At 49.8% G+C, this 26618-nt stretch carries 25 protein-coding genes; 11 read left to right on the top strand and 14 right to left on the bottom strand.

Features of this window, described 5'->3' with window-relative positions; genetic code table 11:
• Positions 1 to 4: 4 nt before the first annotated feature.
• The 6 genes from ispH to murJ form a co-directional block, all read right to left on the bottom strand.
• Entirely contained in the window at positions 5 to 946 is a 942-nt protein-coding gene (gene ispH / locus CCE91_RS03505; RefSeq protein WP_086433870.1) for a 4-hydroxy-3-methylbut-2-enyl diphosphate reductase, read from the bottom strand.
• Between the two features lie 40 nt (positions 947 to 986).
• Entirely contained in the window at positions 987 to 1427 is a 441-nt protein-coding gene (gene fkpB / locus CCE91_RS03500; RefSeq protein ID WP_086433869.1) for an FKBP-type peptidyl-prolyl cis-trans isomerase, read from the bottom strand.
• Entirely contained in the window at positions 1427 to 1933 is a 507-nt protein-coding gene (gene lspA, locus CCE91_RS03495; protein WP_086433868.1) for a signal peptidase II, read from the bottom strand. The genes fkpB and lspA overlap by 1 nt, the downstream gene beginning before the upstream one ends.
• Positions 1926 to 4778, bottom strand: coding sequence for an isoleucine--tRNA ligase (gene ileS / locus CCE91_RS03490; RefSeq protein WP_086433867.1), 2853 nt, complete (start codon positions 4776 to 4778; stop codon positions 1926 to 1928). The genes lspA and ileS overlap by 8 nt, the downstream gene beginning before the upstream one ends.
• A 111-nt stretch (positions 4779 to 4889) precedes the next feature.
• Positions 4890 to 5825 carry a bifunctional riboflavin kinase/FAD synthetase gene (gene ribF, locus CCE91_RS03485; RefSeq protein ID WP_086433866.1) on the bottom strand — a complete coding sequence of 312 codons (936 nt, stop codon included), beginning with the start codon at positions 5823 to 5825 and terminating at the stop codon, positions 4890 to 4892.
• A 137-nt stretch (positions 5826 to 5962) separates the two neighbouring features.
• Positions 5963 to 7561, bottom strand: a complete 1599-nt coding sequence (murJ, locus tag CCE91_RS03480; RefSeq protein WP_268802160.1) for a murein biosynthesis integral membrane protein MurJ — start codon at positions 7559 to 7561, stop codon at positions 5963 to 5965.
• 88 nt (positions 7562 to 7649) lie between these two features.
• On the opposite strand from murJ, the gene CCE91_RS03475 reads away from it, so the two are divergent.
• The 3 genes from CCE91_RS03475 (at position 7650) to pseG (ending at position 10937) form a co-directional block, all read left to right on the top strand.
• Positions 7650 to 9470 carry a DUF885 domain-containing protein gene (locus tag CCE91_RS03475; protein WP_234996250.1) on the top strand — a complete coding sequence of 607 codons (1821 nt, stop codon included), beginning with the start codon at positions 7650 to 7652 and terminating at the stop codon, positions 9468 to 9470.
• A 105-nt stretch (positions 9471 to 9575) separates the two neighbouring features.
• Positions 9576 to 9839, top strand: a complete 264-nt coding sequence (rpsT, locus tag CCE91_RS03470) for a 30S ribosomal protein S20 (RefSeq protein ID WP_086433863.1) — start codon at positions 9576 to 9578, stop codon at positions 9837 to 9839.
• Between the two features lie 87 nt (positions 9840 to 9926).
• The gene (gene pseG, locus CCE91_RS03465) at positions 9927 to 10937 is read left to right on the top strand and encodes a UDP-2,4-diacetamido-2,4,6-trideoxy-beta-L-altropyranose hydrolase (protein ID WP_086433862.1); all 1011 of its coding nucleotides are present in this window, start codon (positions 9927 to 9929) and stop codon (positions 10935 to 10937) included.
• Positions 10938 to 10954: 17 nt separating this feature from the next.
• Here the strand turns inward: pseG and CCE91_RS03460 are convergent, their stop codons facing one another.
• The 6 genes from CCE91_RS03460 to CCE91_RS03435 form a co-directional block, all read right to left on the bottom strand.
• Complete coding sequence (locus CCE91_RS03460; protein ID WP_086433861.1) at positions 10955 to 13768, bottom strand: motility associated factor glycosyltransferase family protein; 2814 nt, start codon at positions 13766 to 13768, stop codon at positions 10955 to 10957.
• A gap of 62 nt (positions 13769 to 13830) precedes the next feature.
• On the bottom strand, positions 13831 to 14139 hold the full coding sequence (locus CCE91_RS03455) for a hypothetical protein (protein WP_086433860.1): 309 nt from the start codon (positions 14137 to 14139) through the stop codon (positions 13831 to 13833).
• Positions 14136 to 14570: a flagellar export chaperone FliS gene (fliS, locus tag CCE91_RS03450; RefSeq protein WP_086433859.1), complete on the bottom strand. Its 435-nt coding sequence runs from the start codon at positions 14568 to 14570 to the stop codon at positions 14136 to 14138. The genes CCE91_RS03455 and fliS overlap by 4 nt, the downstream gene beginning before the upstream one ends.
• Positions 14571 to 14585: 15 nt before the next feature.
• Entirely contained in the window at positions 14586 to 16025 is a 1440-nt protein-coding gene (gene fliD / locus CCE91_RS03445; protein WP_086433858.1) for a flagellar filament capping protein FliD, read from the bottom strand.
• Between the two features lie 46 nt (positions 16026 to 16071).
• Positions 16072 to 16512, bottom strand: a complete 441-nt coding sequence (locus CCE91_RS03440; protein ID WP_086433857.1) for a flagellar protein FlaG — start codon at positions 16510 to 16512, stop codon at positions 16072 to 16074.
• A gap of 78 nt (positions 16513 to 16590) precedes the next feature.
• Complete coding sequence (locus tag CCE91_RS03435; RefSeq protein WP_086433856.1) at positions 16591 to 17415, bottom strand: flagellin N-terminal helical domain-containing protein; 825 nt, start codon at positions 17413 to 17415, stop codon at positions 16591 to 16593.
• Positions 17416 to 17747: 332 nt separating this feature from the next.
• On the opposite strand from CCE91_RS03435, the gene pseB reads away from it, so the two are divergent.
• Positions 17748 to 18758, top strand: a complete 1011-nt coding sequence (gene pseB / locus CCE91_RS03430) for a UDP-N-acetylglucosamine 4,6-dehydratase (inverting) (RefSeq protein WP_086433855.1) — start codon at positions 17748 to 17750, stop codon at positions 18756 to 18758.
• Here pseB and pseF read toward each other — a convergent pair.
• Both pseF and pseC read right to left on the bottom strand, forming a co-directional pair.
• A complete protein-coding gene (gene pseF / locus CCE91_RS03425; protein WP_086433854.1) occupies positions 18744 to 19433 on the bottom strand; it encodes a pseudaminic acid cytidylyltransferase in 690 nt (229 codons plus the stop codon). The genes pseB and pseF overlap by 15 nt on opposite strands.
• Positions 19430 to 20578, bottom strand: a complete 1149-nt coding sequence (gene pseC, locus CCE91_RS03420) for a UDP-4-amino-4,6-dideoxy-N-acetyl-beta-L-altrosamine transaminase (protein WP_086433853.1) — start codon at positions 20576 to 20578, stop codon at positions 19430 to 19432. The genes pseF and pseC overlap by 4 nt, the downstream gene beginning before the upstream one ends.
• A 140-nt stretch (positions 20579 to 20718) precedes the next feature.
• Between pseC and CCE91_RS03415 the strand changes: the two genes are divergently transcribed.
• The 7 genes from CCE91_RS03415 (at position 20719) to CCE91_RS03385 (ending at position 26617) form a co-directional block, all read left to right on the top strand.
• Positions 20719 to 21195, top strand: coding sequence for an acyltransferase (locus CCE91_RS03415; RefSeq protein ID WP_086433852.1), 477 nt, complete (start codon positions 20719 to 20721; stop codon positions 21193 to 21195).
• Entirely contained in the window at positions 21192 to 22253 is a 1062-nt protein-coding gene (gene rfbB / locus CCE91_RS03410; protein ID WP_086433851.1) for a dTDP-glucose 4,6-dehydratase, read from the top strand. Before CCE91_RS03415 ends, rfbB begins: the two co-directional genes overlap by 4 nt.
• A complete protein-coding gene (gene rfbA / locus CCE91_RS03405; protein ID WP_086433850.1) occupies positions 22250 to 23149 on the top strand; it encodes a glucose-1-phosphate thymidylyltransferase RfbA in 900 nt (299 codons plus the stop codon). The genes rfbB and rfbA overlap by 4 nt, the downstream gene beginning before the upstream one ends.
• Positions 23146 to 23550, top strand: a complete 405-nt coding sequence (locus tag CCE91_RS03400; RefSeq protein ID WP_086433849.1) for a sugar 3,4-ketoisomerase — start codon at positions 23146 to 23148, stop codon at positions 23548 to 23550. Before rfbA ends, CCE91_RS03400 begins: the two co-directional genes overlap by 4 nt.
• 2 nt (positions 23551 to 23552) lie before the next feature.
• Positions 23553 to 24674, top strand: coding sequence for a DegT/DnrJ/EryC1/StrS family aminotransferase (locus CCE91_RS03395; RefSeq protein WP_086433848.1), 1122 nt, complete (start codon positions 23553 to 23555; stop codon positions 24672 to 24674).
• Positions 24671 to 25591 (top strand): nucleoside-diphosphate sugar epimerase/dehydratase, encoded by a 921-nt coding sequence (locus CCE91_RS03390; protein ID WP_086433847.1) that lies wholly within the window; start codon positions 24671 to 24673, stop codon positions 25589 to 25591. The genes CCE91_RS03395 and CCE91_RS03390 overlap by 4 nt, the downstream gene beginning before the upstream one ends.
• 156 nt (positions 25592 to 25747) lie before the next feature.
• The gene (locus CCE91_RS03385; protein ID WP_126797168.1) at positions 25748 to 26617 is read left to right on the top strand and encodes a hypothetical protein; all 870 of its coding nucleotides are present in this window, start codon (positions 25748 to 25750) and stop codon (positions 26615 to 26617) included.
• Position 26618 lies beyond the last annotated feature (1 nt).

Genomic DNA, 26618 nt, shown 5'->3' with positions numbered 1-26618 from the left:
TGATTTAAATAGCTTTTACGCGCAGTTCTGGTGGTATCGAAAAGGTCACATTTTCAGGGCGACCGCTGCGCTCTTCCACATGCTTACCACCCCACTCCTGTAACTGCCGAATCACATTCTGCACCAACACTTCCGGCGCTGAAGCCCCCGCAGTAACGCCAACGCGCTGCACATTGTTCAGCCATTGCTGCTCAATGCAGCCAGCGTCATCAATTAAATAGGCGGTGGTATTCATTTTTTCAGCCAGTTCGCGCAAGCGATTTGAATTAGAGCTATTGCGTGCACCAACCACCAGTAATACATCTACATCGGAAGCTAATTCGCGCACGGCATCCTGACGGTTCTGAGTAGCGTAACAAATGTCGTCTTTACGCGGCCCCTGTATCGCCGGAAATTTCGCGCGCAGTGCATCAATCACATCGGCGGTGTCGTCTACCGACAAAGTGGTTTGGCTCATATAGTGCAACTGCGACGGGTCTTTCACTTCCAGTTTCGCTACGTCTTCAACTGATTCCACCAGATAAATACCGCCGTCAGCATTGGCATACTGCCCCATAGTGCCTTCCACTTCCGGATGACCATGGTGACCAATAAGTACACATTCCTGCCCCTTGCGGCTGGCGCGGGTTACTTCCATATGCACTTTAGTTACCAGCGGGCAGGTCGCGTCAAACACTTGCAAACCACGTTCTTTGGCCTGCTTGCGCACCGCCTGCGACACCCCATGCGCACTAAAAATAACAATGCTGTCATCGGGTACTTCGTCCAGTTCATCGACAAACACCGCGCCACGATCACGCAGGCCGTTTACAACGTATTTGTTGTGCACCACTTCATGGCGCACATAAATAGGCGGTTCGAAAATGGCTAAAGCGCGCTCAACAATGGTAATAGCACGGTCAACACCAGCACAAAAACCACGTGGATTCGCTAATATAATGTCCATTCAAAACCTCCTGTTCGCCAGCAACTTATTTTCCAACAAATTACGGCGACACACTAATTACTTCAACCGCAAAGGTAACCGTTTGACCGGCCAGCGGATGATTAAAATCAATAGTTACCGACTGCCCTTCTACCGCTCTTACAATGCCCGGTAAATCAGTACCGTCGGGTTGGGTAAATGCAATAATAGCACCTACTTCCGGCTTAGTTTCAGCGCTAAATTTAGTCGCATCAACGTAGTAAATATTGTCTGGATTCGGTTCGCCAAAGGCGTTTTCCGGCGTCAGCTCAAACTCACGCTCGTCACCGGCGCGCAAACCCACCAAACAAGCTTCAAAGTTCTCGGTTAAGTTGCCGTCACCCATGCGAAATTTCGCTGGTTTACCAGAAACCTTGGTGCTGTCAGCTACCGAACCATCACTCAACTTAATGGTAAAGTGCATAACCACTTCGTGGCCGTGCTCAATGCCTAATCGATTCATTACTTTGACTCCGAAACTGGCTCGCGTTCAAAAAAAGCTTCCAGTAACATCAAAATGGCCCCAAGCGTAATGGCCATGTCGGCTACATTGAATGCCGGCCAATGCCAGTCACCCGCATATACATCTACGAAGTCAATTACGTAGCCAAACACGATACGATCAATCACATTACCAATAGCGCCAGCTAAAATAAGCGCGAAAGCCAGATTTTGACGCCATAAATTCGCCGGATTGCGGCGCAGCCAAATCACCAGCACCACACTCACAGCTATGGCAATGGCAGTGAAGAACCACCGCTGCCAACCACCGCTATCACTTAAAAAGCTAAAAGCCGCGCCATAATTGTGCACGTAGGTAAAGTTCAGGTTAGGCAGTAAGGCAATGCTTTCGTACAGCTCAAAGCTGTGCATTACCCATTGCTTAGAAATTTGGTCTAAAACTATCAGCACCAAACTTAACCATAGAAATTGTACGCCAGTGCGGCCTGTTGTATTTGCATCAGGCATAAGTACGCTCCTCGCCATCGCCTTCTACGTTGGTTACGCAGCGCTGACATAGTTGTGGATGTTCGGCAATACTGCCCACTTCCGGTCGGTGATGCCAGCAACGCTCACATTTTTGCTGCTCGCTCTTATTAACCTGTACCCACAAACCTTCAATATCAGTTGCCTGCACACCTTCCGGCGGCGTGGTGGTCACTTCAACCTGAGCCTGCGAAGTTAGCATCACAAACCGCAGCTCATCTTCCAGTCGCTGTAACTTTTCAGCTAACTCAGTTTGCGCATATAAAGTAATTTCAGCCTGCAATGCACCACCGATTTTTTCGTCACGGCGTGCTTGCTCAAGGGCTTTATTTACTTCATCACGAATGTCGATAAGCTCAGCCCAGTAGGCGTGATCCACTTGCAGTTCAGCGAACTGATTAAAGCCCTGATACCAGCTTTCGGTAAACACGTAGTCACTGCGTTGCTCACCGTTGTTATCGCGCGCTGGCAGGCTCTGCCATACTTCCTGCGCGGTAAAGCTACAAATAGGCGCCATCCAGCGCACTAAGGCTTCAGCAATATGATACAGGGCCGTTTGGCACGAGTGGCGCGCAACGCTGTCGGTTTTCGCGGTGTACTGACGATCTTTAATCACGTCCAGATAGAAGCTACCCAGCTCAATTGAGCAGAAGTGCATTAATTTTTGTACCACCACGTGGAACTGGTAGTTGTCGTAGGCTTCCAGCAATTCTTCCTGCAACTGCATGGCACGGGCAACAATCCACTGGTCCATTTCAACCATGTCGCCCGGCGCTACCGCATCTTTGCTGGGCTCAAATTGATTCAGGTTAGCCAGTAAGAAACGGGCGGTGTTACGAATACGACGGTAAGCATCGGCTGAGCGCTTCAGGATTTCATCCGATACGGTCATTTCTGCCGAGTAATCGGTTGAAGCCACCCACAAGCGCAGAATGTCGCCACCGAGCTTGTTCATGACTTCCTGCGGCGCTACCACGTTACCAATAGACTTGGACATTTTGCGACCCTGACCATCTACGGTAAAGCCGTGCGTTAGTACCTGCTTGTACGGAGCTTCTTCGTACATAGCCACGCCGGTTAACAGACTCGACTGGAACCAGCCACGGTGCTGATCCGAACCTTCCAGATACAAGTCTGCCGGCCAGCTTAAGCCTGCGGTTTCTTTTAACACGCAGTGATGGGTAACGCCTGAGTCAAACCACACGTCCACAGTGTCAGTCACTTTGCGGTAGTCAGCCGCTTCACTTTCCGGCAGCAAATCGGCTGGCTCTAAATCGAACCAGGCCTGAATGCCTTTTTGTTCAACCAGCTTGGCTACGTCTTCCATTAGCTCCAGCGTACGCGGATGCAAGGCATCGGTATCGCGGTGCACCAATACTGCCAGTGGGTTACCCCAGGTACGCTGACGTGAAATACACCAGTCCGGACGGCCACTAACCATTTGTTGAATACGGCTTTGACCCCATTCAGGTACCCAGCGTACTTGCTCAATTTGTTGCAATGCCTGACGGCGCAGACCTTCTTTTTCCATGCTGATAAACCACTGCGGTGTCGCACGGAAAATAATAGGCGTTTTATGGCGCCAGCAATGCGGGTACGAATGACGAAACGCTTCGTGGTGCATCAAAGTACCCGCTTCTTTTAACGCCTCAACAATGTTGTCGTTAGCTTTAAACACATGCTGACCGGCAAACATTGGGGTGTCTTCTTTATACACGCCGTTGTCACCAACCGGGTTATACACTTCAATGTTGTAACGAGCGCCAACCAGGAAATCGTCTACACCGTGGCCTGGCGCGGTATGCACACAGCCGGTACCTGACTCCGTAGTCACGTGCTCGCCCAGAATAATGGGCACCTGCAAGTCAAACAGCGGATGTTTCAGCTGTTGCAGTTCAAGCGCTGCGCCTTCACAGAAACCAAGTTTGTGGTAATGATTGATGTTCCAGCGTTCCATCACATCATTCACCAAATCAGAAGCTACAATTAAGCGCTCAGCGGCTTGCTCGCCGGTAGCTTCCACTTGTACCAGGGCGTATTCAAGCCCGGCATGCACAGTTACCGCACGGCTAGCCGGAATGGTCCACGGCGTGGTGGTCCAGATAACCATGCTCAGCGGGCCTTCACCGTCATGCCCCTCGGGGTGACGGAACGCTTGCACCGCAGTGGCTTCATCTACCAGCGGGAAACGCACATCAATAGAAGGTGAGGTTTTGTCCTGATATTCCACTTCAGCTTCAGCCAGCGCAGAACCACAGTCGGTGCACCAATGCACCGGCTTAAAGCCTTGTTGCATGTGACCGTTATCAATGATCTTCGCCAGTGCCCGAATGCTGTCGGCTTCCTGCTTAAAGTTCATGGTCAGGTACGGGTTGTCCCAGTCACCGAACACGCCCAAACGTTTAAAGTCTTCGCGTTGCTGCTCAACCTGAGTCATGGCGTACTCACGGCATTTCTGACGAAATTCCGCTTCATTCAGCTTTTTACCCGGCTTGCCGTATTTTTTTTCAACCTGCAATTCAATCGGTAAGCCGTGACAGTCCCAGCCCGGCACATAAGGCGCATCAAAGTCGCTTAAGGTTTTGGCTTTTACAATCACGTCTTTTAAAATTTTATTTACCGCATGCCCAATGTGAATTTGGCCGTTGGCGTACGGAGGGCCGTCATGCAAAATAAACGTTGGCTTGCCTTTCTTAGCGTCCCGAATGCGTTGGTATAAACTGTCGTTATACCAGCCTTTGAGCATTTCCGGTTCACGCTGAGCCAGGTTCCCACGCATGGGGAAACTGGTATCAGGCAAGTTGAGCGTATGCTTGTAATCACTCATGTTCCGTTTATTCCTTTGGTTGATGCCAACAACGCTGTTTATGGCATTGCATCACGGCTTGAATTAGGTCGAACTTACTTTTCTATCAAGTTACATTTCAAGGCTAAAATTCTAGCGCGTTGCAAGCCCCCGGGCTACCTCAACATCGCGTTTTATTTGGTGCTGTAATTCAGTTAGGGAAGCAAACTTCTGTTCCGGGCGAATAAAGGCCGTTGGGGTTACTTCCAAATGCTTGCCATATAAGTTCAGGCTTTGATCAAACAGGTGTACTTCCAGTTGCGCCTGCTCACCATTCACGGTTGGGCGAGTACCAATATTGGCAATAGCGGGGAAAACCCTACTCAAATCGTTTTCTATAGTGACATTCACTGCAAAAACACCTTGCAACGGTGATTTTAACCGCTTTAGCAGTACATTTGCGGTAGGAAAGCCAATGGTGCGTCCGCGTTTCTGCCCATGCACCACTCGCCCGCTACAGCTGTATGGCCGCCCTAACATGGCGGCTGCCGCACCAAAATCACCGGCCGCCAGCTCACCGCGAATAGCCGTGCTACTAACCCGGCGTTGCTGTTGCCGGAAGCTATGCGTGTCTACTACCTGAAAATTAAACTCTTCACCAGCTTGCTGCAGTAGTTTGAAGTCACCTTCGCGACCACGGCCAAAGCGAAAGTCGTCGCCAACAACTAAAAACTCAATGCCCAGTTGCTGTACCAGTACCTGCTCAATAAAGGTGGTGGCCGGCAGCGCGGCAAAGCGGCGGTTAAACTGCACACACAGGTGGCGATCAATGCCTTGCGCAGCCAGTTGAATATGCTTTTCGCGCCAATTGGTAAGCCGTGCCGGTGCCTGCTGCGGTTGAAACAACTCTTGCGGCTGGGGCTCAAAGGTCATGACTGTTGCCGCTACCTGACGTTGCTGAGCTTGTTGTAAAACCTGCGCCAATACCGCCTGGTGACCCAAATGAACGCCGTCGAAATTACCAATGGTGAGCACGCAACCGCGATGTTGCGGGCGAATTGTATGTATGCCGCGAATAAGCTCTGTCATTTCGGGTTAACTGCCACCATGTTGTCGTGTCCGCGCTTGCCACCCCAAGGCGCGAAAATAAAGGCGGCATTATACAAGAATTTAGCGGCGGTTTCGATACTCTTACACGCGCCGCCAGGTTTGGCTAGTGCACCCACTTAGGCCGGTGCCCGCAAGTGGCGCAAGCGCACCCCTAACACCAGCAAGAGTAACAGGTAAGCAACCCCGGCTAAGCCAATTAACTGCGCCAGCTGCAGGCTGCGTTCGGTAATGGAATAGGCCAGCCATTGCTCGCGTGGCGGCGACAAGTAAAGCACCAGCGCAGCCATAACTAAAGTGACCAAAGTTACTCGCAGCAGAAATAGCCAGGTGCCCGGCTGGGCTTTTAGTACGCCGTCTTTGTACAAACCGAATGCCAGCATACCAGCGTTCATGGCCGCCGACATAGCGGTTGCCAACGCCAGCCCCACATGTCCGAAGGGAATAGCCAGAATAATGTTGAACACCATATTGCTGACCATGGCAATAATGCCAAATTTCACCGGTCGTTTCGTGTCCTGCCGTGAGTAAAAGCCGGTTGCCAGCACTTTCACTAGCATAAAGCTAAGCAAGCCGGTTCCGTAAGCAATCAAACTGTAAGACGCCAACTGCGCATCCGATGGCGTAAAGGCGCCGTGCATAAATAAGGTCATGAGCATAGGCTCGGCCAGTACAATCAACCCGGCCATGGCAGGCATACCCAACAGCACCACGGTGCGAATGCCCCAGTCCAGGGTTTGACTGAAAGCTTCCGCTGATTTATCAACATGCCGCCCCGACAACGCTGGCAAAATCACCGTGGCAATGGCGATACCAAACAAGCCCAGCGGGAATTCTAATAAGCGGTCGGAGTAATACAGCCAGCTGATCGAGCCGGTAACCAGAAAGCTCGCAATTAAGGTGTCCAGCAACAGGTTAATTTGGCTTACCGATACCCCAAATAACGCCGGAATCATGAGCTTGCGAATGCGGGTAACGCCTTCATCGCGCCAGCCCCAGCGGGGCCGAACTAACAAGCCAGCGCGCTTTAAAAAAGGTAACTGGAACAGTAACTGAATCAGGCCACCGAAGAATACACCCCAGGCTAGCGCATATTCCGGCTGCTCCATATTTGGCGCCCACCAAATGGCGGCAGCAATAATGGCAATATTTAAAAACACCGGGGTAAAGGCCGCAATGGCGAATTTACCCAGGGTATTTAAAATGGCACCCGCTAAGGCGGTGAAGGTAATAAACCACAGGTAGGGAAAGGTAATTCGCAATAAGTCGCTGGCCAGCACATATTTATGGCCTTGCGGGCCATCGTTGTACCAGTCTAAAAACCAACCGGTACCAAAGAGCGCGGCTACCACCGGCGATAACACCACACCAGCAATGGTAATAATAGTAACCAGGGTGCCTAAAGTGCCGGCTACCCGCGCAATCAGCAGTTGCTGATCCGGTAGCGACCGACCCTGTTTGTATTCCACCAATACCGGCACAAAGGCTTGTGCAAAGGCACCTTCAGCAAACAAGCGGCGTAAAAAATTAGGGATTTTGTTAGCGAATAGGAAAACGTCGGCGGCGGCTCCGGCACCCATTAAGTTGGCAATAACTACATCACGCACTAATCCGAGGATACGTGACAAAAAGGTCATAAAGCTCACCACAACACCGGAGCGTAAGAGCCTTGCTGATGCAGATTTTAGCGGAGTTGGTGTTGACTGCTGCCGCGCCACTGAGCCTATCCTTTTGAAACATTGCGAAGCTGTGCAAAGCAGCGTACATTTTCACTCCGTGTATAACAACAACTATATGAGTTCAATTATGTGGAAATGGATTGGAGGTATCTTTGCTGTACTACTAGTGGTAGTCAGCATTTTGGTGGTAAACGCCATTTGGTTTAAACCCTTTTCAATCAACGTATTTTACGAGCGAGCTATGCTCAAAACCACGCTGGATTCGCCCCAGTTACTTACCCAGTTAGGCCTGCTCGAGCGCTTTGGTATTGATGGCCATAATGCGCGATTGGACGACCTGTCGGTTGAAGCACGCGCGCAAAGCTACAAGGATTTAGCTGACACTTACGCCACCTTCAGTAGCTACAGCAGCAGCGATATGAATCAAACCGACAGCATTTCCTATGCGGTATTCGACTATTTTTTGCAGCAACAAATGGCCGGCGAGCGCTGGCAACATCATGGCTACCCGGTGAATCAGCTGTTTGGGGTACAAAACACCCTCCCGAGCTTTTTTGTAAACATGCATAAAGTGAATGACGCCACCGGTGCTGAACACTACATTTCGCGCCTGCATGCCGTACATGATCAGTTCATCGGTTTAATTAATGACATTCAGCAACGTGCTGAGCGTGACATTATACCGCCGAAGTTTGTGCTTACCGCCAGCATGGAGCAAATTGAAAACTTTCTCTCTGGTGGCCCTGGCGAAAATCTATTGCTGACCAGCTTTGCCGACAAACTGGCTGACACTGAGCTTACCGAAGCCGAGCGCACGGACTGGCTGGAGCAAGCCGAAACCGCGCTAACAGAAGCGGTATTCCCGGCTTATCAGAATTTGTATGCCAGTTTGGAAAGCCTGCAAGCACAAGCTGACAACACTGCCGGCGTGTGGAAACTGCCCGACGGCGACGCCTACTACAACCATATGCTGAAACAACACACTACGACCGACCTTACCGCGAATGAAATACATGAGTTAGGTTTGGCCGAGGTTGCGCGTATTCAGGCCGACATGCAGGCCATTTTCAGTAATCAGGGTTACACCTCAGGCACCGTTGGTGAATTACTGGCACAAATAAACGAGCAGGAAGAGTTTTTGTATCCGGATACCGACGCCGGCCGGGAGCAAATTCTGGCGGACTACAAAAGCATTATCACTGACATTAAAACCTATTTAGGGCCAGCCTTCCGGATTCGTCCTGAAGCTGACTTAGATGTGCGTCGGGTACCAGAATTTGCTGAAAAGAATGCGCCAGGTGCTTATTATCAGAGCCCGGCAATAGACGGATCGCGTCCGGGTGTGTTTTTTGCCAACCTGTATAACATTAACGACACGCCAACTTTTGGTATGAAAACCCTGGCCGTGCACGAAGGTATTCCGGGTCACCACTTCCAGCTCGCTATTCAGCAGGAACTGGACGGCTTGCCAACATTCCGGAAATTTGTACCCTTCACCGTGTATTCCGAGGGTTGGGCACTTTATACCGAACAGCTCATGTACGAATTGGATTTATACGGCAACGATCCTTTTGGTAATCTGGGCCGCTTACAAGCAGAGCTATTCCGCGCCGTGCGGCTGGTGGTAGACACCGGCATTCACGCCAAGCGCTGGACCCGCGAACAGGCCATAGACTACATGCAGGCCAACACCGGCATGACTGAATCCAGTGTCACCTCGGAAATTGAGCGTTACATCGTTATGCCCGGCCAGGCTACCTCGTATAAAATCGGTATGTTGAAGCTGGTGGAGTTACGCAACAAAGCCCGCACCGAACTGGGTAGTAGCTTTGATTTGCGCGACTTCCACGATGTGGTGCTACAAAGCGGTTCACTGCCATTGCCAATTCTGGAACAAGTAATAGACCAGTTCATCGAGATGAAACTGCAAATTGAAAAGGCCGCTTAAATTCTAACTTTTCCATTGCCGGGGAGTTGACTTTTGCCTGCAAAACAGGCATATTCCTCGGCCTTTATAAAGAAGCGTTCTGTTAACGAATTTTAGGAGTTCACCTTGGCTAACATCAAGTCTGCGAAAAAGCGTGCGGTACAAGCGGAAAAGAACCGTCGCCATAACGCGAGCCGCCGCTCAATGATGCGTACACAATTGAAGAAAGTTTTAACTGCCGTTGAGGCAGGTGACAAAGCGGCTGCACAGCAGGCTTTTGCTGACCTGACTCCAATCCTTGACCGTTATGCGGGCAAAGGTTTGATCGGTAAAAATAAAGCAGCTCGTCACAAGAGCCGCATCAACACCAAAATTAAAGAAATGGCGTAAGCCTTTTCTGCAATCAGGTGTTAACGGAAAAACCGGCTTCTGCCGGTTTTTTTGTGCCCGTCACATTATTTGTTCTATGATGCTCACATGAAAACAATAGTGTTCCGCGTTGCGGCGTTTGAGAGTATAGGAATTGGCCATCTGGTGCGATGCTTCGCGCTGGCGCAGCAATTTCGTCAGCAAGGCTTAACTTGCCGTTTCCTGCTTACCGAAGCTGCGGCCGCTATTGCCAACCAGTTAGATAATTTCAACTTCCCAATTACCACTATTAGAAGCCAGAACGCGCTGACCGGTGAGCTGGACAGCATTCATAGTGTGGCCAATGAAAACGACTGGCTGGTGATTGACGGTTACGAATTTAGTGCCGCCTACCGGCAGCAACTCAGTGAACTAGGATTTAAACTGTTGTGGCTAGACGATTGGGCCGAGCCGGAACCTGCCCACGTGGCAGCCATACTGAATAGTGGCGCCGGGGTAACGGCTAACGCTTATCAACATCAGCCTACTGGCACTAAATTATTTTTAGGCCCTGCTTATCACCCGCTACGGCCAGAGTTTTTCAAACAGCCTTACCGCAAGGCGCGCGATTGCGAAGCCCTTAGTATTATTTTTGGCGGCAGTGACCCGGCCAACCTAATGACCAGCATTGCCACTGTACTGTCCGCCGATAGCAACTTTCGCGAACTACCGCTGCAATTTATTTGTGGCCCGGCATATCAACGCCTGGACGAACTGGAAGCGCTGCTAGCCGATCAGCCCAACTGGCAGTTGTTACACAACCCCAGTAACATTGCCGAGGCCTTGAATAACTCCCGCCTGGTGGTTACCGCTTGTGGCTCAACTACCTTTGAATGCTGGGCCTTAGGCCGACCCATGATTGCGGTGCAAGTGGCGGGTAATCAGCAGGCTCAGGCGCAGCATTTAGCTGAGCAAGAGTTAGCCGAAGTGTATCAGGCCGCCGATTTTATCAAGCACTGCCACCGGGCGTGTCAGCGTTACTTCGACCACGCCTGGCTGGCACAAGCGCAACAGCGGCAAAGCCAGCAAGCCTGTGGCAGCAAACTGGCTGATATTGGCAAGTGGTTAAGCGAGCATTAAGATGACTCAGGCAGTAACTATAGCCGCCCGCGCATCCGCCATTTCGTTTCATCAGGACGCATAGGGTCGAATAAATAATCCGCACAAAGAAATTCCAGCGTCCGTTGCCATTCTGCCAAGCCCTCTTTAAAAATCTCCACCCCCTGCTCCGGTGACTCACCGGCATACAGAAAACGCGTTAAGGTGGCATGGGTTAAATGCATTTCTGAGGCGAACAATGGAAATAACAGCGACTGATGCGCATGAAACGACAGTGAAATAACCGATTGCTGCTGGCGAATCACCTCTAACGCGCCGTCTTCATCGGTTACCGCACGTTTGGTTACCCGTAGCAGAGCTTTAAATTCACTCACCAGGTTCTGCCGGGTATAACGCTCATCGAAGGCGTCCTGAATGCGTTTTGCCAACGCATTGGAAAACACCTGCTCCGACAGTTCGCGGTAAGTGTCTGCAGGGCTAGCAAGGCCAGGCTCCAACATAATCAAATCTGGCTTTAACGGCATAGTACCGCTGATAAACATGCCGTCACTGCAATTGTACACTTCCTGGTGCGGTTGTTCGTGCAACAGGCGGCTCATCATGTCAGCTGACGCTTTAAACTGAAACTGAGTGTCTACCGTGGGCCGTAAATTGCCCCGCACCCGGGCCTGGCCGCTAATTTTGTCTTTATAGTTATACAGCTCTTTCGAGGTTTTGTTGTTGTAGTAAATAGAATGCTTAGAGTGGTGCTTGTCGGCCGACGCATAGCCAAGATCCACCCCCATCAAATAAATTTGCCGGAAACCAAGTAATAACGTTATATCCAACGCCAAATTGGAAACCGTTGGAAACGAGTGCTGAACCATATCAACGGATATACCCAGCTCTTTAATAATCCAGTCGTAGGCCGCCGAACTGCCATCACCATGCTTAAACACCGTCCAGGTTTCTTTGAACAGATTGCTTACCTCAGGACACACGGTAGTTACCGACAGCAAGGTGATTTGCTTTAAATAGTCGGGATCTTGTATTGACGAGATAATTTCAAAAGGTACCCGATTTTGCTCAAGCTCCGCATGGAAATCAGGTTGAATGCCGTATTTCCACAAGGCTTTTAAAGCAGTACCGCAAGACACCACTAATACCTGATCACGAATACTCAGCAGGTGCTCAATTTGATCGTCCAGCGACGGCCCGTTACCAACAATAAACAACGGTGTATTAAACTTTTGCCCTTGCTCACGCCGCTTAGCCAGTACCGCGCTATCAAGCAACTTCACATCGCTCTTAAAGTTAGTACGGTTATGCGCTAGCGCATAACGCACATGGTCAAAGTACTCGGCCCATACCAATAGGGTTTTCATTTCGCGCTTGAGCGAATTTACCGCTGACTGCAGGCGAGCTACCGGCGTTGGTAAATAGAAGTAGGTATTCGCCGTTAGGTAGCCATCACCCTCGCTGAAGCGGCGAATCATGTCTTGCTCAAAATAGGTGCCGTCGTCGCCAATGCTAAAATGCAGTGATGCTTCGCGCTGCTGAAAATCAGCAAAAATGTCAAACCAGGGAACCGTGTATAGCGACCAGTAAAAGAACTCAATATTCGGTTCAATCACATACAAGGAGTGAATGCGGTGCTCCTGTACCAGCGTTTCTAATTGATAACCAAGCGCTGGCATAAATACCGCTAGTGCCGGAATAGACTTTGGCAATCCGGCGGCAGCGCCGGGATACTTAGCCAAAATTTCACCAAGTCGCTGCGAGTATTTAAAGTGCTGATAATCAAATAATTTACCGCCGGTATAGGAAATCGCTAAATCATTGGCTTCCGCGTGCTCTTTATAATCGGCCAGATTCTGTTGCGACGAAACCTGTGGCTGTTGCGGATACCAGTAACCGCGCCTTTCCTTATGCAGCAGATTAAAACCACCGTCGGCATTCTCTTGAATACCCCAGTTGGTGGGTTCGTAGTCTTGTAGCTGCTCATGAAGGTCCGGGTAAAACTCGGCCAGCGCTTCCATATTTTGCAAGTACAACTGCCTGGCAGCCAGCCAAGCCGGCGACTGCTCATGGCTTTCATCAGGAACTTGCAATTGTGGACTAAAATGCGGCAGCGCATGTTCAATGCCATTAAAATCAGGCAGCTTATAGTTGCGTTTGGTTACCTGCTCAAAGCGGTAGCTGTCGCTCTGTAAGTAAGCCAACCAGGCATCCAGAAAGCTATGATGCGTATGTCGATACAGCCACAGCTGCTCCAGCTTTAAGTGGCTAGTCAATTCCACCAAATCGTCAGCGGGAGTAAGCGCCGCATCACCAATTTGCAGAAATAACTGAGTGCCCTGCTGCGCCGCTTGCTGCAACATACTGGCCCAGTCACAACTCGACAAAGATGCAGCAAATACATCAGGATCCGGCTCATATACCAACACCTGCTCAAATTGATGTTGTTGGAACAGGGTTTCCAATGCCACACCTGAGCCCAGCCCGCATAGCATCAGGGCACCGCATTGCTCTGGTAACGCCTGTTGCACTACTTGACCCGTGGCAATTTCAAAACGAATAGCTTGTTCGGCAAAGCGGGCGGCATCGTCCCGGGCTTCGGCTTCAGCTTGAATGCCGTAAAAGGTAATGCCTGTGGTTAAATCCACCAGGTTGATCTGACCCGCACTGGTACAGAAATGACCCACGCGCGTTGGCATGTGCGCACGGAATTGCTGAAATAAACTAGGAATATGTTCCGCAAAAGCCAACAAATTTGCTTGCAAACGTTTATTCAGGGAGTGATTGATAGTTGCTTCAAGCTCTTGTTGGGCAACCGGGTCGGCCAGTACTTGCGCCTTAATTTGATGAATCATTGATTAGTCAGCTATTTAATCACTATAGATAGTGGCTAAGCTACAAGCTGCAGGGCAGGTATTCAATAGTTTTTGCGGGCTTTCTTACCAACTTGAATCGTCTGAAGTTGTTTTCCGTAGTCGGTTTTAACCGTATTCAGACGTTTCTCCAGAGTTTTGGCAAACTCCAGCTCTTTACTTAGCTGCTCATGTTTTTGTTCCGCACTCACGTTTTCATCCAAGTAAGCAACGTACAACTCCAACTGCTGTTGGTACTCACCAGCTAAGGTCTGCAAACGACCGATATTGGCATCGTCACCGTCTGCAGTAATAGCAAGCTGCGTCATTTCTTCACGCAGCTCACCTAACTTGCGCAGGGCTAAAGAACTCAATAGCCGCTCGCTGACTGCATTTCAGCCTGTTGCTGGTACGCTTCATCACGAGCCGCCTGAGGAATGGCATCCCAACCTTCTTTAATGGTTTGCATGATGTCCGCTGAGTCAATTAACGGCTGCGCTTCGTTGGTTACGCTGGCTTTGTTAATTTGCTCTAAAATGAACACATACAAATCATTCAGATTGGTGGTGAGCTCTTCCGCACCAGGTACTGGCTTCAGTGAGTCACGCAAGGCATTTACAATACCTACCGCACGCGCCAGGTGTGCACCCTTAGCCTGATATTCTTTACGCTCAATGCAACCACGCGCCTGTGCCAGGCGGTCAATAGCGCCTTGCATCAGCATTTGAATAATTTTGTGGGGTTCAGCGCTGGCAACCTGATCTTTCACGCCAACCTGATGATATGCATTTAAACCTTTATTCATTTTGAGTACCTCTTATTAATTGGTACCGAATCCTGGCAATGATGCCAACTGACTAGACAGATAACTGGAAGTCGAATTCAGTTCCGCCAGCACGCCATCCAAAGCGGTATAACGAGCACGTAGCGTTTCTTCGTAACTTTCCATGTATCGGTCGAACTGCTCTCTTTCTGTAGTTAAATTTTCCTGACGTGACTTAAATACTTGTTCTTTACCGGAAATTAATCCGCCAGTTTGCGCATATTGTGCCACTAAGCTATCTAATTTGGTGGCAATACCATCGTCAGCAGAGAATAAATTCGCAACCTGATCAAAGTTGGTTTCCAGCGCTTTGGTCAAACGCTCTTCGCCGGTACCACCAGCGCCAGCTTCTGACGATATTTCTAATTTGCCGTCGTCGTTAAAGGTAACGCCCAACGCATATAAGGTTTTCATGGCGCCTTCGCCGCTATCAACAGCACCACCAACAATGTTCGTTAGTGAGCTTTGCAAACCACGCACCAACGAATCACCCACCAGGGCGCCCCGGCCTTGTTCTTCGGCACTGGTACGAGTTACTCGGTTAATTTCATCAACGACTTTGTTGTAGTTGGAAACAAAGCCTTCGATTTTCTCACGCACACCAGCTACGTCGGTATCAACGTTCAGTGTAACAGTTTCACCAGGTGCCGCTTTTTCAGCATCTAAGGTCACGCCCTCAATTGCGTTTTCAAAGGTGTTGGTTGCGCTATAGGTGCGAATGCCATCAATATCCATAATGGCATCACGCGCTGAATCTTGCGCAGCAATAGTCATACCGCCAGCACCGCCGCCATTGGCAACGGTAGATACGCTATCAAGCTCAGCGTTGTCATTAGTTACGCTTAGTTCCTTCGCTGCACCGGTTTCCGAGGAGCTAAATACCAAACGGGTTTCCGGAGTAGCGCCGCCGGTGTTGATAATAGATGCACTCACACCAAAGTTATCGGCGTTCTTATTTACCGCGTTGGCAATGTCAGCAAGGGTTGCATTGGCACCCACCGCCACACTAAAGCTTGACTCACCGTCAGCTGTGGCGAAGGTTAAATTACCAGCAGTAGTACTAACTACCTGATCAGAGCCGGTAAAAGCTTCTGACTTGGCTTTACTACCCTGTGCCAATTGCTCTACCGAAATTTGGTAGCTTGCTTTTGGCGCACTTGAGCTTGCCGTTGCGCTCAGAAACGGGTTGTCACTGTCTTGCCCGGTTATTTCAGCTGAACGTGACTGCAAGGTACGCGAGTCTTTTAAGTCGGTAATACTAGTACGGAAGGTCGACAAGGTGGACTTCAGTTTGCTAAATGCAGACAGGCTCACCTGAGCTTCAGTTTCACGGCGCTTTAACGACGCTTCTTTTGGCTGGCGCTCAATTTGCACCAACTGCTTAACCAAGTCATCAAGTGCCAGACCTGAACCTACGCCTAAAGCTGAAATAGCCATGAAACCTCCTTCGTCGCGAAAGGCATATTCACCTTCCGAAGACTACTTATATGCGACTATCAATGAGCATGCCAACCACCTGGCCAACTTGCTCGGAATCTTCTCGTAAACGTTCTGCCAGACGAACTAAGTCTTCTGACGGAATTTGTCGAATCACATCACCGGACTTTGAGTCCACTACTTTGATGACTGTGCGATCCGCGTCTTCGTTCACGCTAAACTGTAAATTGCGTCGACTTAACTGCTGCGACTCATTTAGGTTATCGGCGACAGCTTGCAAAAATTGAGCCCGTTCTTCTTCAGACTTTTCGTTCTCTTTTGCTTGTTCCGCCTGCTGCTTTGCTAAGGTCTCAGACAAAGCCCGATCTGTAGCGATATTCGCCTGCGAAGCTGGCTCCTTGCGTTCGGCGTCAGACTGCGATGCTACTTTGTCGCCTCGATTTGAACCGTCGAAGCGCGGTGCAACTGCATTAATTTCGGCCGCCATAACTGCCTCCTTGAATGCGTGGTTCGCGACAGCACCAGATTATCTGGGCTGCCATGCGAAACCACAATATTAAACCAATTAACCCAACAGCGACAGCGCCGCTTGTGGACGTTGGTTTGCCTGCGACAAAATCGCCAGACTCGCTTGTTGCATGATCTGGAATTTTGTCAATTTTGCTGTTTCTGAAGCAAAATCCGTGTCCTGGATGCGCGATTGCGCAGCACTGACATTTTCAGAAATATTAGTTAAGTTACGAATAGTTGACTGGAAACGGTTTTGAATCGCACCCAAATCAGCTCGCGCACCATTAACCACTGATAATGCCGCATCAATAGATGCCAATGCACTAGATGCACCAGCAGTAGTCGATACCGACACAGCCGTTAAGCTCAAACCACCAGCACTGAAGCCATTCGTATTCTTGGCAACAACGTTAATAGTCTGACCAGCGTTTGCACCTACTAAGAAAGAAGCACTCAGTTCACCGTCAAGTACCTTAATACCAGCGAATTCACTATTGCCGGCAATACGGGTAATTTCCGATTTCAGCGCGCTAACTTCTTTGTTCAGTGCGTTTAAATCTTCTGAAGAGTTGATGCCGTTTTGAGCTTGAACCGCTAACTGGCGCATACGTTGCAGCGCAGTTGTCGTTTCTTGTAATGCGCCTTCAGCGGTTTGCGCTAAAGAGATGCCGTCATTGGCATTACGCACAGCTTGATTCAGACCTTCGATTTGCGAGGTCATCCGGCTCACAATTTGCATGCCAGCAGCATCATCAGCAGCGCTGTTGATACGGAAGCCTGAAGACAGGCGCTGGAATGACTTATCAAGTCCACTAGTTGACTGCATCAACTGACGCTGAGCATTTAGTGACGAAATATTAGTATTTACAAAAAGTGCCATGGCACATCCTCCGTTACATAAAAGCACTGTGCTTTTATGAAATATGGTCACGGAATCTACAATAAGATCCTCGCCCATTTCGGATATCGGCAATTTTTTGCCGCACTTTAGTACTTTTTTAGTATTTTTTTAACATTTCTGCCGAAAACGGCAACTTATTTCCGCTTTCGCCGTATTCGGTGAGCTTGAGAAAACAAATTATTACTGGTTAAGTGGCTGAAGTTTCGTTATAAATCAAGCAGTGGTTCGCGCTATAGTGTTGCTATGAACGATTCTGCAGTTACTGAAATAAATACCTTACATAGGTACCTTAAATAAAAAGGCAGCAAGTTATGTTTAACGGCAAAACGATACTCATTACCGGTGGCACCGGATCTTTCGGTCATAAATATACGCAAACCTTGCTGGCTCGTTACAAGCCGAAAAAAATAATTATCTATTCTCGTGACGAACTGAAGCAGTCCGAAATGCAGCAGTTGTATCACGACCCATGTATGCGCTATTTCATTGGTGACGTGCGCGACCCGGAACGCATGGTTCGGGCTATGTACGGCGTTGACTATGTGATTCACGCTGCCGCGCTAAAGCAAGTACCAGCTGCTGAATACAACCCCATGGAGTGCATCAAAACCAATATTAACGGTGCCGAGAACGTTATTAATGCGGCGCTTGATGCCAACGTGAAGAAAGTAATTGCCTTATCTACCGATAAAGCTGCCAACCCGGTAAACCTCTATGGCGCCACTAAACTGGCGTCCGACAAGCTATTTGTTGCCGCCAATAATATGTCAGGTGGCCACGCGACGCAGTTTTCAGTGGTGCGCTATGGCAATGTGGTTGGTTCTCGCGGCTCGGTAGTACCACTGTTCGAACGTTTAATTCAGGAAAACACCGACCACCTGCCCATTACCCACGAAGGTATGACCCGCTTTTGGATAACGCTGCAACAAGGCGTTGATTTTGTTTTGAAAAACTTTGAGCGTATGCAGGGTGGCGAAATTTTTGTACCGAAAATTCCTTCCATTCGCATTGTAGATTTGGCCAAGGCCATGGCACCTAAATTACCTATTAAGGTTGTCGGCATTCGCCCTGGCGAGAAGCTACATGAAATGATGTGTCCGGGTGATATGTCGTTTCATACCTTTGAATTCCCCGACCACTACGTAATTGCCCCGGCCATTAAGTTTTTCAGCCGTAGCAATAACTTCACTTCCAATGCGCTGGGTGAGAAAGGCGAGCAGGTAAACGAGAATTTTGAATACACCTCGGATTTAAACCCGGACTTTTTAAGTGTAGAGCAAATTCAGAGCCTGAACGCGAACACTCTGTTAACCGAGCTGTAGTAGCTGATACAGCAGCTCAGCTCGTTGCCAGTCCTCAGGCGTATCTATGTCCTGTACCCGGTGCCTGGGCAGTATGTGCATGCGTGAATGCTGCGCGAATACCGGTTTTTCGTTTAAAAACGCACTAGCACGACCCCAGTAAAACTGCCCGGCATCATGATAAGCCTCAATCAAATCCTGGGAGCGCGTACTGCGGTGCTCCGGCGCAAACATATGTACCTGCTCTTGCTCGTCCTTATACAACGCCCGCTGAATCGGAAAACCGTAACTGGTAGCGCTAAACACATACTCACTAGTGCTGTTTTCCAGACTATGCAGCCCGGCCTGAAGATCACCCGCTAACAACAAGGGCGCCGTGGCATACAAACAGCACACATACTCCGGCATCACTTCCTGTATTTTTAAATACTCAATAGCGTGACGCACTACCGCGCTGGTGCCGGTGTAGGCATCGGCCAGCTCCGCCGGGCGCAAAAATGGCACCTCGGCGCCGTATTCACGAGCCACTGCGGCAATTTCCTCGTCGTCGGTGCTCACCAGAATGCGGTCAAAAACCCCGCTTTGCTGCGCCGTTGCAATACTGTGCGCCAGCATAGGTTTGCCCGCAAACAGCTTAATGTTCTTGCGCGGAATACGCTGACTGCCGCCACGCGCAGGAATAATAGCGACTCTCATGATGCGTGCTCCGTTAACGCGTGCCGCAGCGCTGCTACTACTTCTTGTTGTTCGGCATCAGTCAGCGTAGCGTACAGCGGTAAACTAATAGCACCGCTGTAATAGTGTTCTGCCGCCGGGAAATCACCCTCGCGAAAGCCAACTCCCTGATAGTAAGGCTGCGTATGAATTGGAATATAATGCACATTCACCCCAATGCCCTGCTCCCGCAGTGACTCAAATACCGCCCGGCGGCTGGTCGCAGGCACCTCAACCACATACAAATGCAACGCCGAGTAATTGTTGCCATTGCGCTGCTGACTGCGAACCGGCAGCCCGGCCAGCAGCTCATCATACTGATCGGCCAGTTGCTGCCGGCGCGCCACAAATTCATCTAACCGCTGCAGCTGCGAGCAGCCCAATGCCGCCTGTAGCTCGGTCATACGATAGTTCAGCCCCAACTCAATTTGCTGATAGTACCAGGGCCCGTCGGGTGCCTTGGTCATGCGCTCGGGATTGCGGGTAATACCATGGCTGCGCAACTCACCCAAACGCTCGGCTACTTCTTTACTACGCGTGGTAATAACCCCACCTTCAGCAGTAGTCACTATTTTCACCGGGTGAAAGCTGAATACCGTGAGCGCTGAATACTGACAATTACCTATGGGCTGGTCCTGATAGCGCCCACCAATCGCATGCGAAGCGTCTTCAATAACCTGAAATTTATACTGCTTAGCCAGCGCCGCAATAGCTTCCATATCACAGGGCTCACCACCAAAGTGCACCACCACTAATACCTTAGGCGGCTGCTTCGCCGTCGCCAATTTAGCTTTTAACTGCTCAGGGCACAGGTTGTAGGTAGCCGGGTCAATATCAACAAAATCCACCTTAGCCCCACAGTAGAGCCCACAATTGGCCGAGGCCACGAAGCTGTTGGGTGTGGTCCACAAGCTATCGCCGCTCTTCAGCCCCAGCGCCAGGCAACCAATATGCAGCGCTGACGTGGCGCTGTTCACCGCTACCGCATACGCAGCATTAGTGTGTGCTGCAACGGCTTTCTCAAACGCCGGAACCTGCGGCCCCTGCGTTAAAAAGTCAGACTTCAGCACCGCCGTAACTGCATCAATATCTGCTTGATTTATATCTTGTTTGCCATATGGAATCATGGAGGTATCTGGTTACCCGATAAATGGTTATGCTTGGTATTACACTACATTGATATCGGTAAGCAAACATCAAACTTCAGTTTTACGCCGCAAAACCGATAGAATGTTTAACATAATGATGAATCAGCTCAGGAACTTATATGGCGTTTATTCATAAACTTGCCGACGTACAAAGCGACACTATTGGCGCTGACACGCGCATTTGGCAATTTGCCGTGGTGCTGGCCGGCGCGCAAATTGGCAGCGACTGCAATATCTGCGCGCATACCTTTATTGAGAGCGACGTGGTTATTGGCAATCAGGTAACGGTAAAATCTGGCGTATTCCTGTGGGACGGCACCAGAATTGGTAATAACGTATTTATTGGTCCTAATGCCACCTTCACCAATGACAAATACCCGCGCTCAAAACAATATCCTGATCAGTTTCAGGGCATAGTGGTGGAAACCGGTGCCAGTATTGGTGCCAATGCCACCATTTTACCCGGTATACGTATTGGTGCTGGTGCTATGGTGGGCGCCGGTGCAGTGGTTACCCGCGACGTACCAGCAAACGTAGTAGTGGTTGGTAATCCAGCCCGGGTAGTGCAGGCACGCAATGAAGGTGACTCCGCATGAAGTTTTTAGTTACCGGCGGTGCCGGTTTTATTGGTTCAGCCGTGGTGCGCTATTTAATTCAGCACACTCAGCACAGCGTGCTGGTGCTGGACAAACTGACTTACGCAGGCAACAAACTGGCGCTTGAACCCGTGCTTAACGACAGCCGCTGTCGTTTTCAGCAAGGCGATATCTGCGACGCCGCGTTGGTGGCCAAGTTACTGACTGAAGAGCAGCCTGATATTATTTTGCATCTGGCAGCCGAAACCCATGTAGACCGTTCTATTGATGGCCCTGCGGATTTTATTCAAAGCAATATTGTGGGTACCTTTGTGCTGCTGGAGCAGGCGCTTGCCTATTGGCAGAAGTTAGATCCGAAACGCCAGCAGGCCTTTCGTTTTCAGCACATTTCCACCGATGAAGTATTTGGTGATTTAGAACCGCAGGAGCCTGCCTTTACCGAGCAAACGCCCTATCAACCCAGTTCGCCCTACTCGGCCAGCAAAGCCAGCTCGGATCATTTAGTGCGGGCCTGGGAACGCACTTACAAACTGCCAGTACTGATTACCAATTGCTCCAATAATTACGGCCCCTACCAGTTTCCGGAAAAACTAGTGCCACTGATGATTTTAAAAGCATTAGCAGGTGAAGCATTGCCAGTGTACGGCGACGGTCAGCAAATTCGCGACTGGCTGTACGTAGAAGATCACGCCAAAGCGCTGATTCAAGTAGCCGAACAAGGTAAGGTTGGCGAAACCTACTGCATTGGCGGCAACAGCGAACTGAGTAACCTTAACGTGGTGCGCACCATTTGCGCTGAGCTGGATAAACTGCGCCCGCACCAGCACGGGTCCTATGCCGAGCAAATTGAGTTCGTCACGGACCGTCCGGGCCACGACCGCCGCTACGCGATTAACTGCGAAAAAATAACCCGCCAGTTAGGCTGGCAACCAGATACCAAATTTAGTGACGGCATTGCCAATACCATTCAGTGGTTTTTGAACCACCCAGACTGGTGTGGTGCCGTGGCAACCGATAACCAGACCACCCAGCGACAAGGGCTAAAAGGTACCTTATGAAAGGCATAATATTAGCCGGCGGCTCCGGCACCCGGTTGTACCCTATTACTCAGGGCGTTTCCAAACAGCTGTTACCGGTATACGACAAGCCCATGATTTACTATCCGTTGTCGGTACTGATGCTGGCGGGCATTCGCGATGTGCTTATTATTACCACCCCAAACGATGCCAGCAGCTTTGAACGTTTGCTGGGTGACGGCTCACAGTTTGGCTTACGGTTGTCTTACGCCATTCAGCCGGAGCCGGAAGGTTTGGCGCAGGCATTTATTATTGGCGAGGACTTTATTGGCAACGACAACGTGTGTCTGGTCCTGGGCGACAACATATTCTACGGTCAGGGCTTTACGCCCAAGCTGCGCGAAGCCGCCAGCAATTTAAACGGCGCCACTATTTTTGGTTATCAGGTGAAAGACCCTGAGCGCTTTGGCGTTATCGAGCTGGACTACAATACTAGTCAGGTGCTGTCGATTGAGGAAAAGCCTGCTGAGCCAAAATCCAATATAGCCGCCACAGGTTTATATTTTTACGACAATCGCGTGATTGAATTTGCCAAAAACGTACAGAAGTCCAATCGCGGCGAACTGGAAATAACCTCTATTAATCAGATGTATCTGGACGACAACACCCTAAAAGCCGAAATTCTTGGCCGGGGTTTTGCATGGCTGGACACAGGTACTTTTTCAAGCTTACTTGAAGCTGCACAGTTTGTTGAAACGCTCGAAAAACGTCAGGGTTACAAAGTCGCGTGTTTAGAAGAAATAGCCTTCGGCCAGGGCTGGATTAGCCGCGAGTCGTTGGAAGCCACGGCGAAGCAGCTACATAAGAGTAATTATGGGGAATATTTGATGTCCATACTAAAAGCTGCGGCACGCACAGGCTCTAGGCCGCCACAATGAGCTTGATTGAAACCTTAAGTTTCGATATCCGCAGTGACGGCCGCGGCGACTTAATTGCCATTGAATCGGGTAAAACGGTGCCGTTTGAATTTAAGCGGGTGTACTACATGACCAATTTAACCTCGCATCCGCGCGGCTTTCATAGCCATAAAAACCTACAACAGGCAGCTATTTGTGTGAAAGGTGCCTGCACTTTTATTCTCGACAACGGTAGCGTGCGTGAATCGGTGCGGTTGGATAAACCCAATCAGGGCTTGTTAATTGGCAACATGATTTGGCGTGAAATGACTGATTTTACCGAAGACTGCGTGCTGATGGTTCTGGCCAGCGAGCACTACGACGAAAGCGATTACATTCGCGACTACGACGAATTTCTGGCGCTGGCAAAAACAGCAGGATAACTATGATTAAGTTTCTGGATTTACGACAGCTAAATGCCCGCCACCAGACTGAGCTGGAGCAGGCCTGTAGCCGAGTGGTGCAATCTGGTTTCTACATAGGTGGCCCCGAAGTAACCGCGTTTGAACGCGAATTTGCCGATTACTGTGGCAGCGCGCACTGCATTGGCGTAGCTAACGGGCTGGATGCGCTGACACTGACCTTACGCGCCTGGCTGGAACTCGGCCAGATTAAACCGGGTGCCGAAGTGCTGGTACCCAGCAATACCTTTATTGCCACCGTACTGGCAGTAACAGCCGCCGGTTTAACGCCGGTGTTGGTAGAGCCAAACCCTGACACGCATTTATTAGAAGTAGCCCAAGTTGAAGAGGCTATTACCCAACATACCCGCGTGATTATGCCGGTACATTTATATGGTCAGTTGGTGGATATGCCGGCGCTGATGAAATTAGCGCGCCAGCACAACTTGCTGGTGCTGGAAGACGCCGCTCAGGCGCATGGTGCCAGTTTAAACGGACAACTAGCCGGAAGTTTCGGTGATGCCGCGGGCTTTAGTTTTTATCCGGGTAAGAATCTGGGTGCGCTTGGTGACGCCGGTGCAGTCACTACATCCGATAATGAGCTGGCCCAGGTTATTCGCAGTCTGGGTAACTACGGCTCTACAGAGAAGTACCACAACACCTATCAGGGCGTGAACAGCCGCCTGGACCCCATGCAGGCAGCTCTGCTACGCGTGAAGCTGCCCTATCTAACTGCAGACACTGAGCGCCGCCGTGACATTGCCACCCAGTATCTTAGCGGCATTACCAATCCTCTGTTGCAATTGCCTCAGCAGGGCGACCAGCTAGCTCATGTGTGGCACCTGTTTGTGGTGCGCACCCAGCGCCGTCAGGAGCTACAGGCATGGCTGCAGCAATACGGCATAGAAACTCATATTCACTACCCATTGGCACCGCATCAGCAGCAGGCTTACAGCGCTTTGCGCCACCTGTCGCTGCCTGTTGCAGAGCAATTGCAACATGAAGTGCTAAGCCTGCCATTGAACCCGTTACTCTCAGATGCCGAGGTACAAGTGGTGATAAACGCCTGCAATGCGTTTAAACCATCAGCTGAGGAAGTCTTATGATTAAAACATTGTTATTCGGTGCCGGCGCCGGTGCCCAGCTGTTTATTGAAAATGAACAGAGCAAACGCGATTTCATTGCCTTTATGGACAATGACGCACGTAAATACGGCACCGACTATGCCGGAATACCAGTTATGGCACCAGGTGATGCCATAGCACTGGAATTCGATGAAATCGTCATTACCACCCAGTGGTTGCAGGACGTTCGCAAGCAACTAATTGAAGACCTTGGCGTCGCACCTGACAAAGTGGTAGTGCCGTTAAAGCAGCAATTAAAGAAGCTGGAGCCATTTCGGCATGAACCCACCCATGAACTGGCACGCCAGTTAGTGCGTGGCATTGGCGCGTTAGCACTGCGCGATAATATTCCGGTGACTATAGATTTTGGCACCTTGCTTGGCATTGTTCGCGACGGCGACATTATTCCCTGGGACGACGACGTGGATTTCGCAGTGCCTGCAGAAGCAGCAGAGCAACTAACAAACTGGCTACCAACGGCACTGGAGCAATTGAATGTTCCGCCGGGCTGGTACATTGAAGTGCTGCGTGACAAAACCGGCAGCGCCATCAGCGTGTTACTGAAGTGGCATACCGAACAAAGTGAGCTGCGCCCTTTTACTACCTCGTTCAGCGCCCGCGAAACCCGCGACGGCACTTCTTACCATATGCCTAGTTTAGGCATGTGGTACGCACCCGCTCAGTACTTTGAAACTATTAAAACTTTCCGCTGGGGCAGCACCGACATTCCGGTTCCTACCCAGCGCGAAAGCTATCTTGAATTTGTGTACGGCGACTGGCGAACCGAGAAGAAAGACATGAAGCTAACTGATTACAACCATATCGGTGAGTCGTCATTTGAGGACTTCCAGCAAGCGCAGTTTCAATTAAATACCACGCAACAAGCCACTGATGACTAATACATATGAGGCTGAAGACATAAACATTGTCATTGTCGTATGCAGTCACAAGCAAAGGGTCACCGGCCGCTCGATAGTTACTTACGTCAGGAAATAACCTGCCGCGCACCCGAAACGTTTTAGGCTTAAATTAATAAAGTGAGTTGGACGAAAGGTATGACACAGATCGCTTTTAAAATTGCATATTGGCTTCTGTCACGCGGCCCGATTGCCTCAAGTCGAAAGCTTGGGGGCATTGACCTAAAGAGTTATTCACATCCCAAGCACCATCAAAGCTGTTTGGTCATAGGCAATGGTCCATCTCTCAAAAATGATCTAAATACATTGACCGAACGGGCTCATAGTTCAGATTTCGTTACCGTTAACCACTTTTCCGAAGATCCATTGTTTGCTAGTTTAAAGCCAACAAAACATGTCGTTATTGATTCGTATTTCTGGGCTCCAGATGCCGCTGAAGAGTTAAAGCAAAAACGTGAGAAATTCTATGCCAGCCTCACTCAAGTTGACTGGTCTATGACTTTATACGCTCCAAGTACCGCAGATCAGACTTTTGTGCGTAATATGGTCTCGAATCCTAATATAAAACTGGTTTTTTTTGGCGGCTGCCCAGTAACTCGGATACCTTTAAAAATACCCACATCAATCACTACTGAATTGTATGAAACCAGCGATTTAATTCCGCCAGTTTGCAATGTGCTTATTTACGCAACCTTCATTGCTGTGTTAACAGGGTATTCTGAAATTGACATTTATGGCGCTGATCTTAGCTTCCATATGGATATCCAACTGAATCAACAGAGCAACGAACTTTTAATGTCTTACACTCATTATTACGGCGAAACGGAATTAGTTCCGTTACGTAAAAACCCACAGCGAACACAGCCATTTAGCATGCATGAAATGATGTCGCGAACGGCTGATACCTTTTATGCACACAAATCAATTTATTCAATCGCAAAAAAGCGCAACATAAAGATTCGCAATAAGTCATCCTTTTCCCTTATTGATGTTTACCCAAGAGCTTGAA

The organism is Pseudidiomarina planktonica (assembly GCF_900177775.1).
GTDB classification, from domain to species: domain Bacteria; phylum Pseudomonadota; class Gammaproteobacteria; order Enterobacterales; family Alteromonadaceae; genus Pseudidiomarina; species Pseudidiomarina planktonica.
This window is presented reverse-complemented; position numbering and strand designations above follow the sequence as displayed.

Coding starts and splice junctions, on each gene's coding strand:
- pseC (WP_086433853.1), bottom strand. CDS start 20,578: ATGATTCCATATGGCAAACAAGATATAAATCAAGCAGATATTGATGCA.
- pseF (WP_086433854.1), bottom strand. CDS start 19,433: ATGAGAGTCGCTATTATTCCTGCGCGTGGCGGCAGTCAGCGTATTCCG.
- pseG (WP_086433862.1), top strand. CDS start 9,927: ATGAAAACAATAGTGTTCCGCGTTGCGGCGTTTGAGAGTATAGGAATT.
- CCE91_RS03440 (WP_086433857.1), bottom strand. CDS start 16,512: ATGGCGGCCGAAATTAATGCAGTTGCACCGCGCTTCGACGGTTCAAAT.
- ribF (WP_086433866.1), bottom strand. CDS start 5,825: ATGACAGAGCTTATTCGCGGCATACATACAATTCGCCCGCAACATCGC.
- pseB (WP_086433855.1), top strand. CDS start 17,748: ATGTTTAACGGCAAAACGATACTCATTACCGGTGGCACCGGATCTTTC.
- lspA (WP_086433868.1), bottom strand. CDS start 1,933: ATGCCTGATGCAAATACAACAGGCCGCACTGGCGTACAATTTCTATGG.
- CCE91_RS03395 (WP_086433848.1), top strand. CDS start 23,553: ATGATTAAGTTTCTGGATTTACGACAGCTAAATGCCCGCCACCAGACT.
- CCE91_RS03415 (WP_086433852.1), top strand. CDS start 20,719: ATGGCGTTTATTCATAAACTTGCCGACGTACAAAGCGACACTATTGGC.
- CCE91_RS03385 (WP_126797168.1), top strand. CDS start 25,748: ATGACACAGATCGCTTTTAAAATTGCATATTGGCTTCTGTCACGCGGC.
- fliD (WP_086433858.1), bottom strand. CDS start 16,025: ATGGCTATTTCAGCTTTAGGCGTAGGTTCAGGTCTGGCACTTGATGAC.
- fliS (WP_086433859.1), bottom strand. CDS start 14,570: ATGAATAAAGGTTTAAATGCATATCATCAGGTTGGCGTGAAAGATCAG.
- fkpB (WP_086433869.1), bottom strand. CDS start 1,427: ATGAATCGATTAGGCATTGAGCACGGCCACGAAGTGGTTATGCACTTT.
- CCE91_RS03475 (WP_234996250.1), top strand. CDS start 7,650: ATGTGGAAATGGATTGGAGGTATCTTTGCTGTACTACTAGTGGTAGTC.
- CCE91_RS03400 (WP_086433849.1), top strand. CDS start 23,146: ATGAGCTTGATTGAAACCTTAAGTTTCGATATCCGCAGTGACGGCCGC.
- ispH (WP_086433870.1), bottom strand. CDS start 946: ATGGACATTATATTAGCGAATCCACGTGGTTTTTGTGCTGGTGTTGAC.
- rfbB (WP_086433851.1), top strand. CDS start 21,192: ATGAAGTTTTTAGTTACCGGCGGTGCCGGTTTTATTGGTTCAGCCGTG.
- CCE91_RS03460 (WP_086433861.1), bottom strand. CDS start 13,768: ATGATTCATCAAATTAAGGCGCAAGTACTGGCCGACCCGGTTGCCCAA.
- ileS (WP_086433867.1), bottom strand. CDS start 4,778: ATGAGTGATTACAAGCATACGCTCAACTTGCCTGATACCAGTTTCCCC.
- CCE91_RS03390 (WP_086433847.1), top strand. CDS start 24,671: ATGATTAAAACATTGTTATTCGGTGCCGGCGCCGGTGCCCAGCTGTTT.
- rfbA (WP_086433850.1), top strand. CDS start 22,250: ATGAAAGGCATAATATTAGCCGGCGGCTCCGGCACCCGGTTGTACCCT.
- CCE91_RS03435 (WP_086433856.1), bottom strand. CDS start 17,415: ATGGCACTTTTTGTAAATACTAATATTTCGTCACTAAATGCTCAGCGT.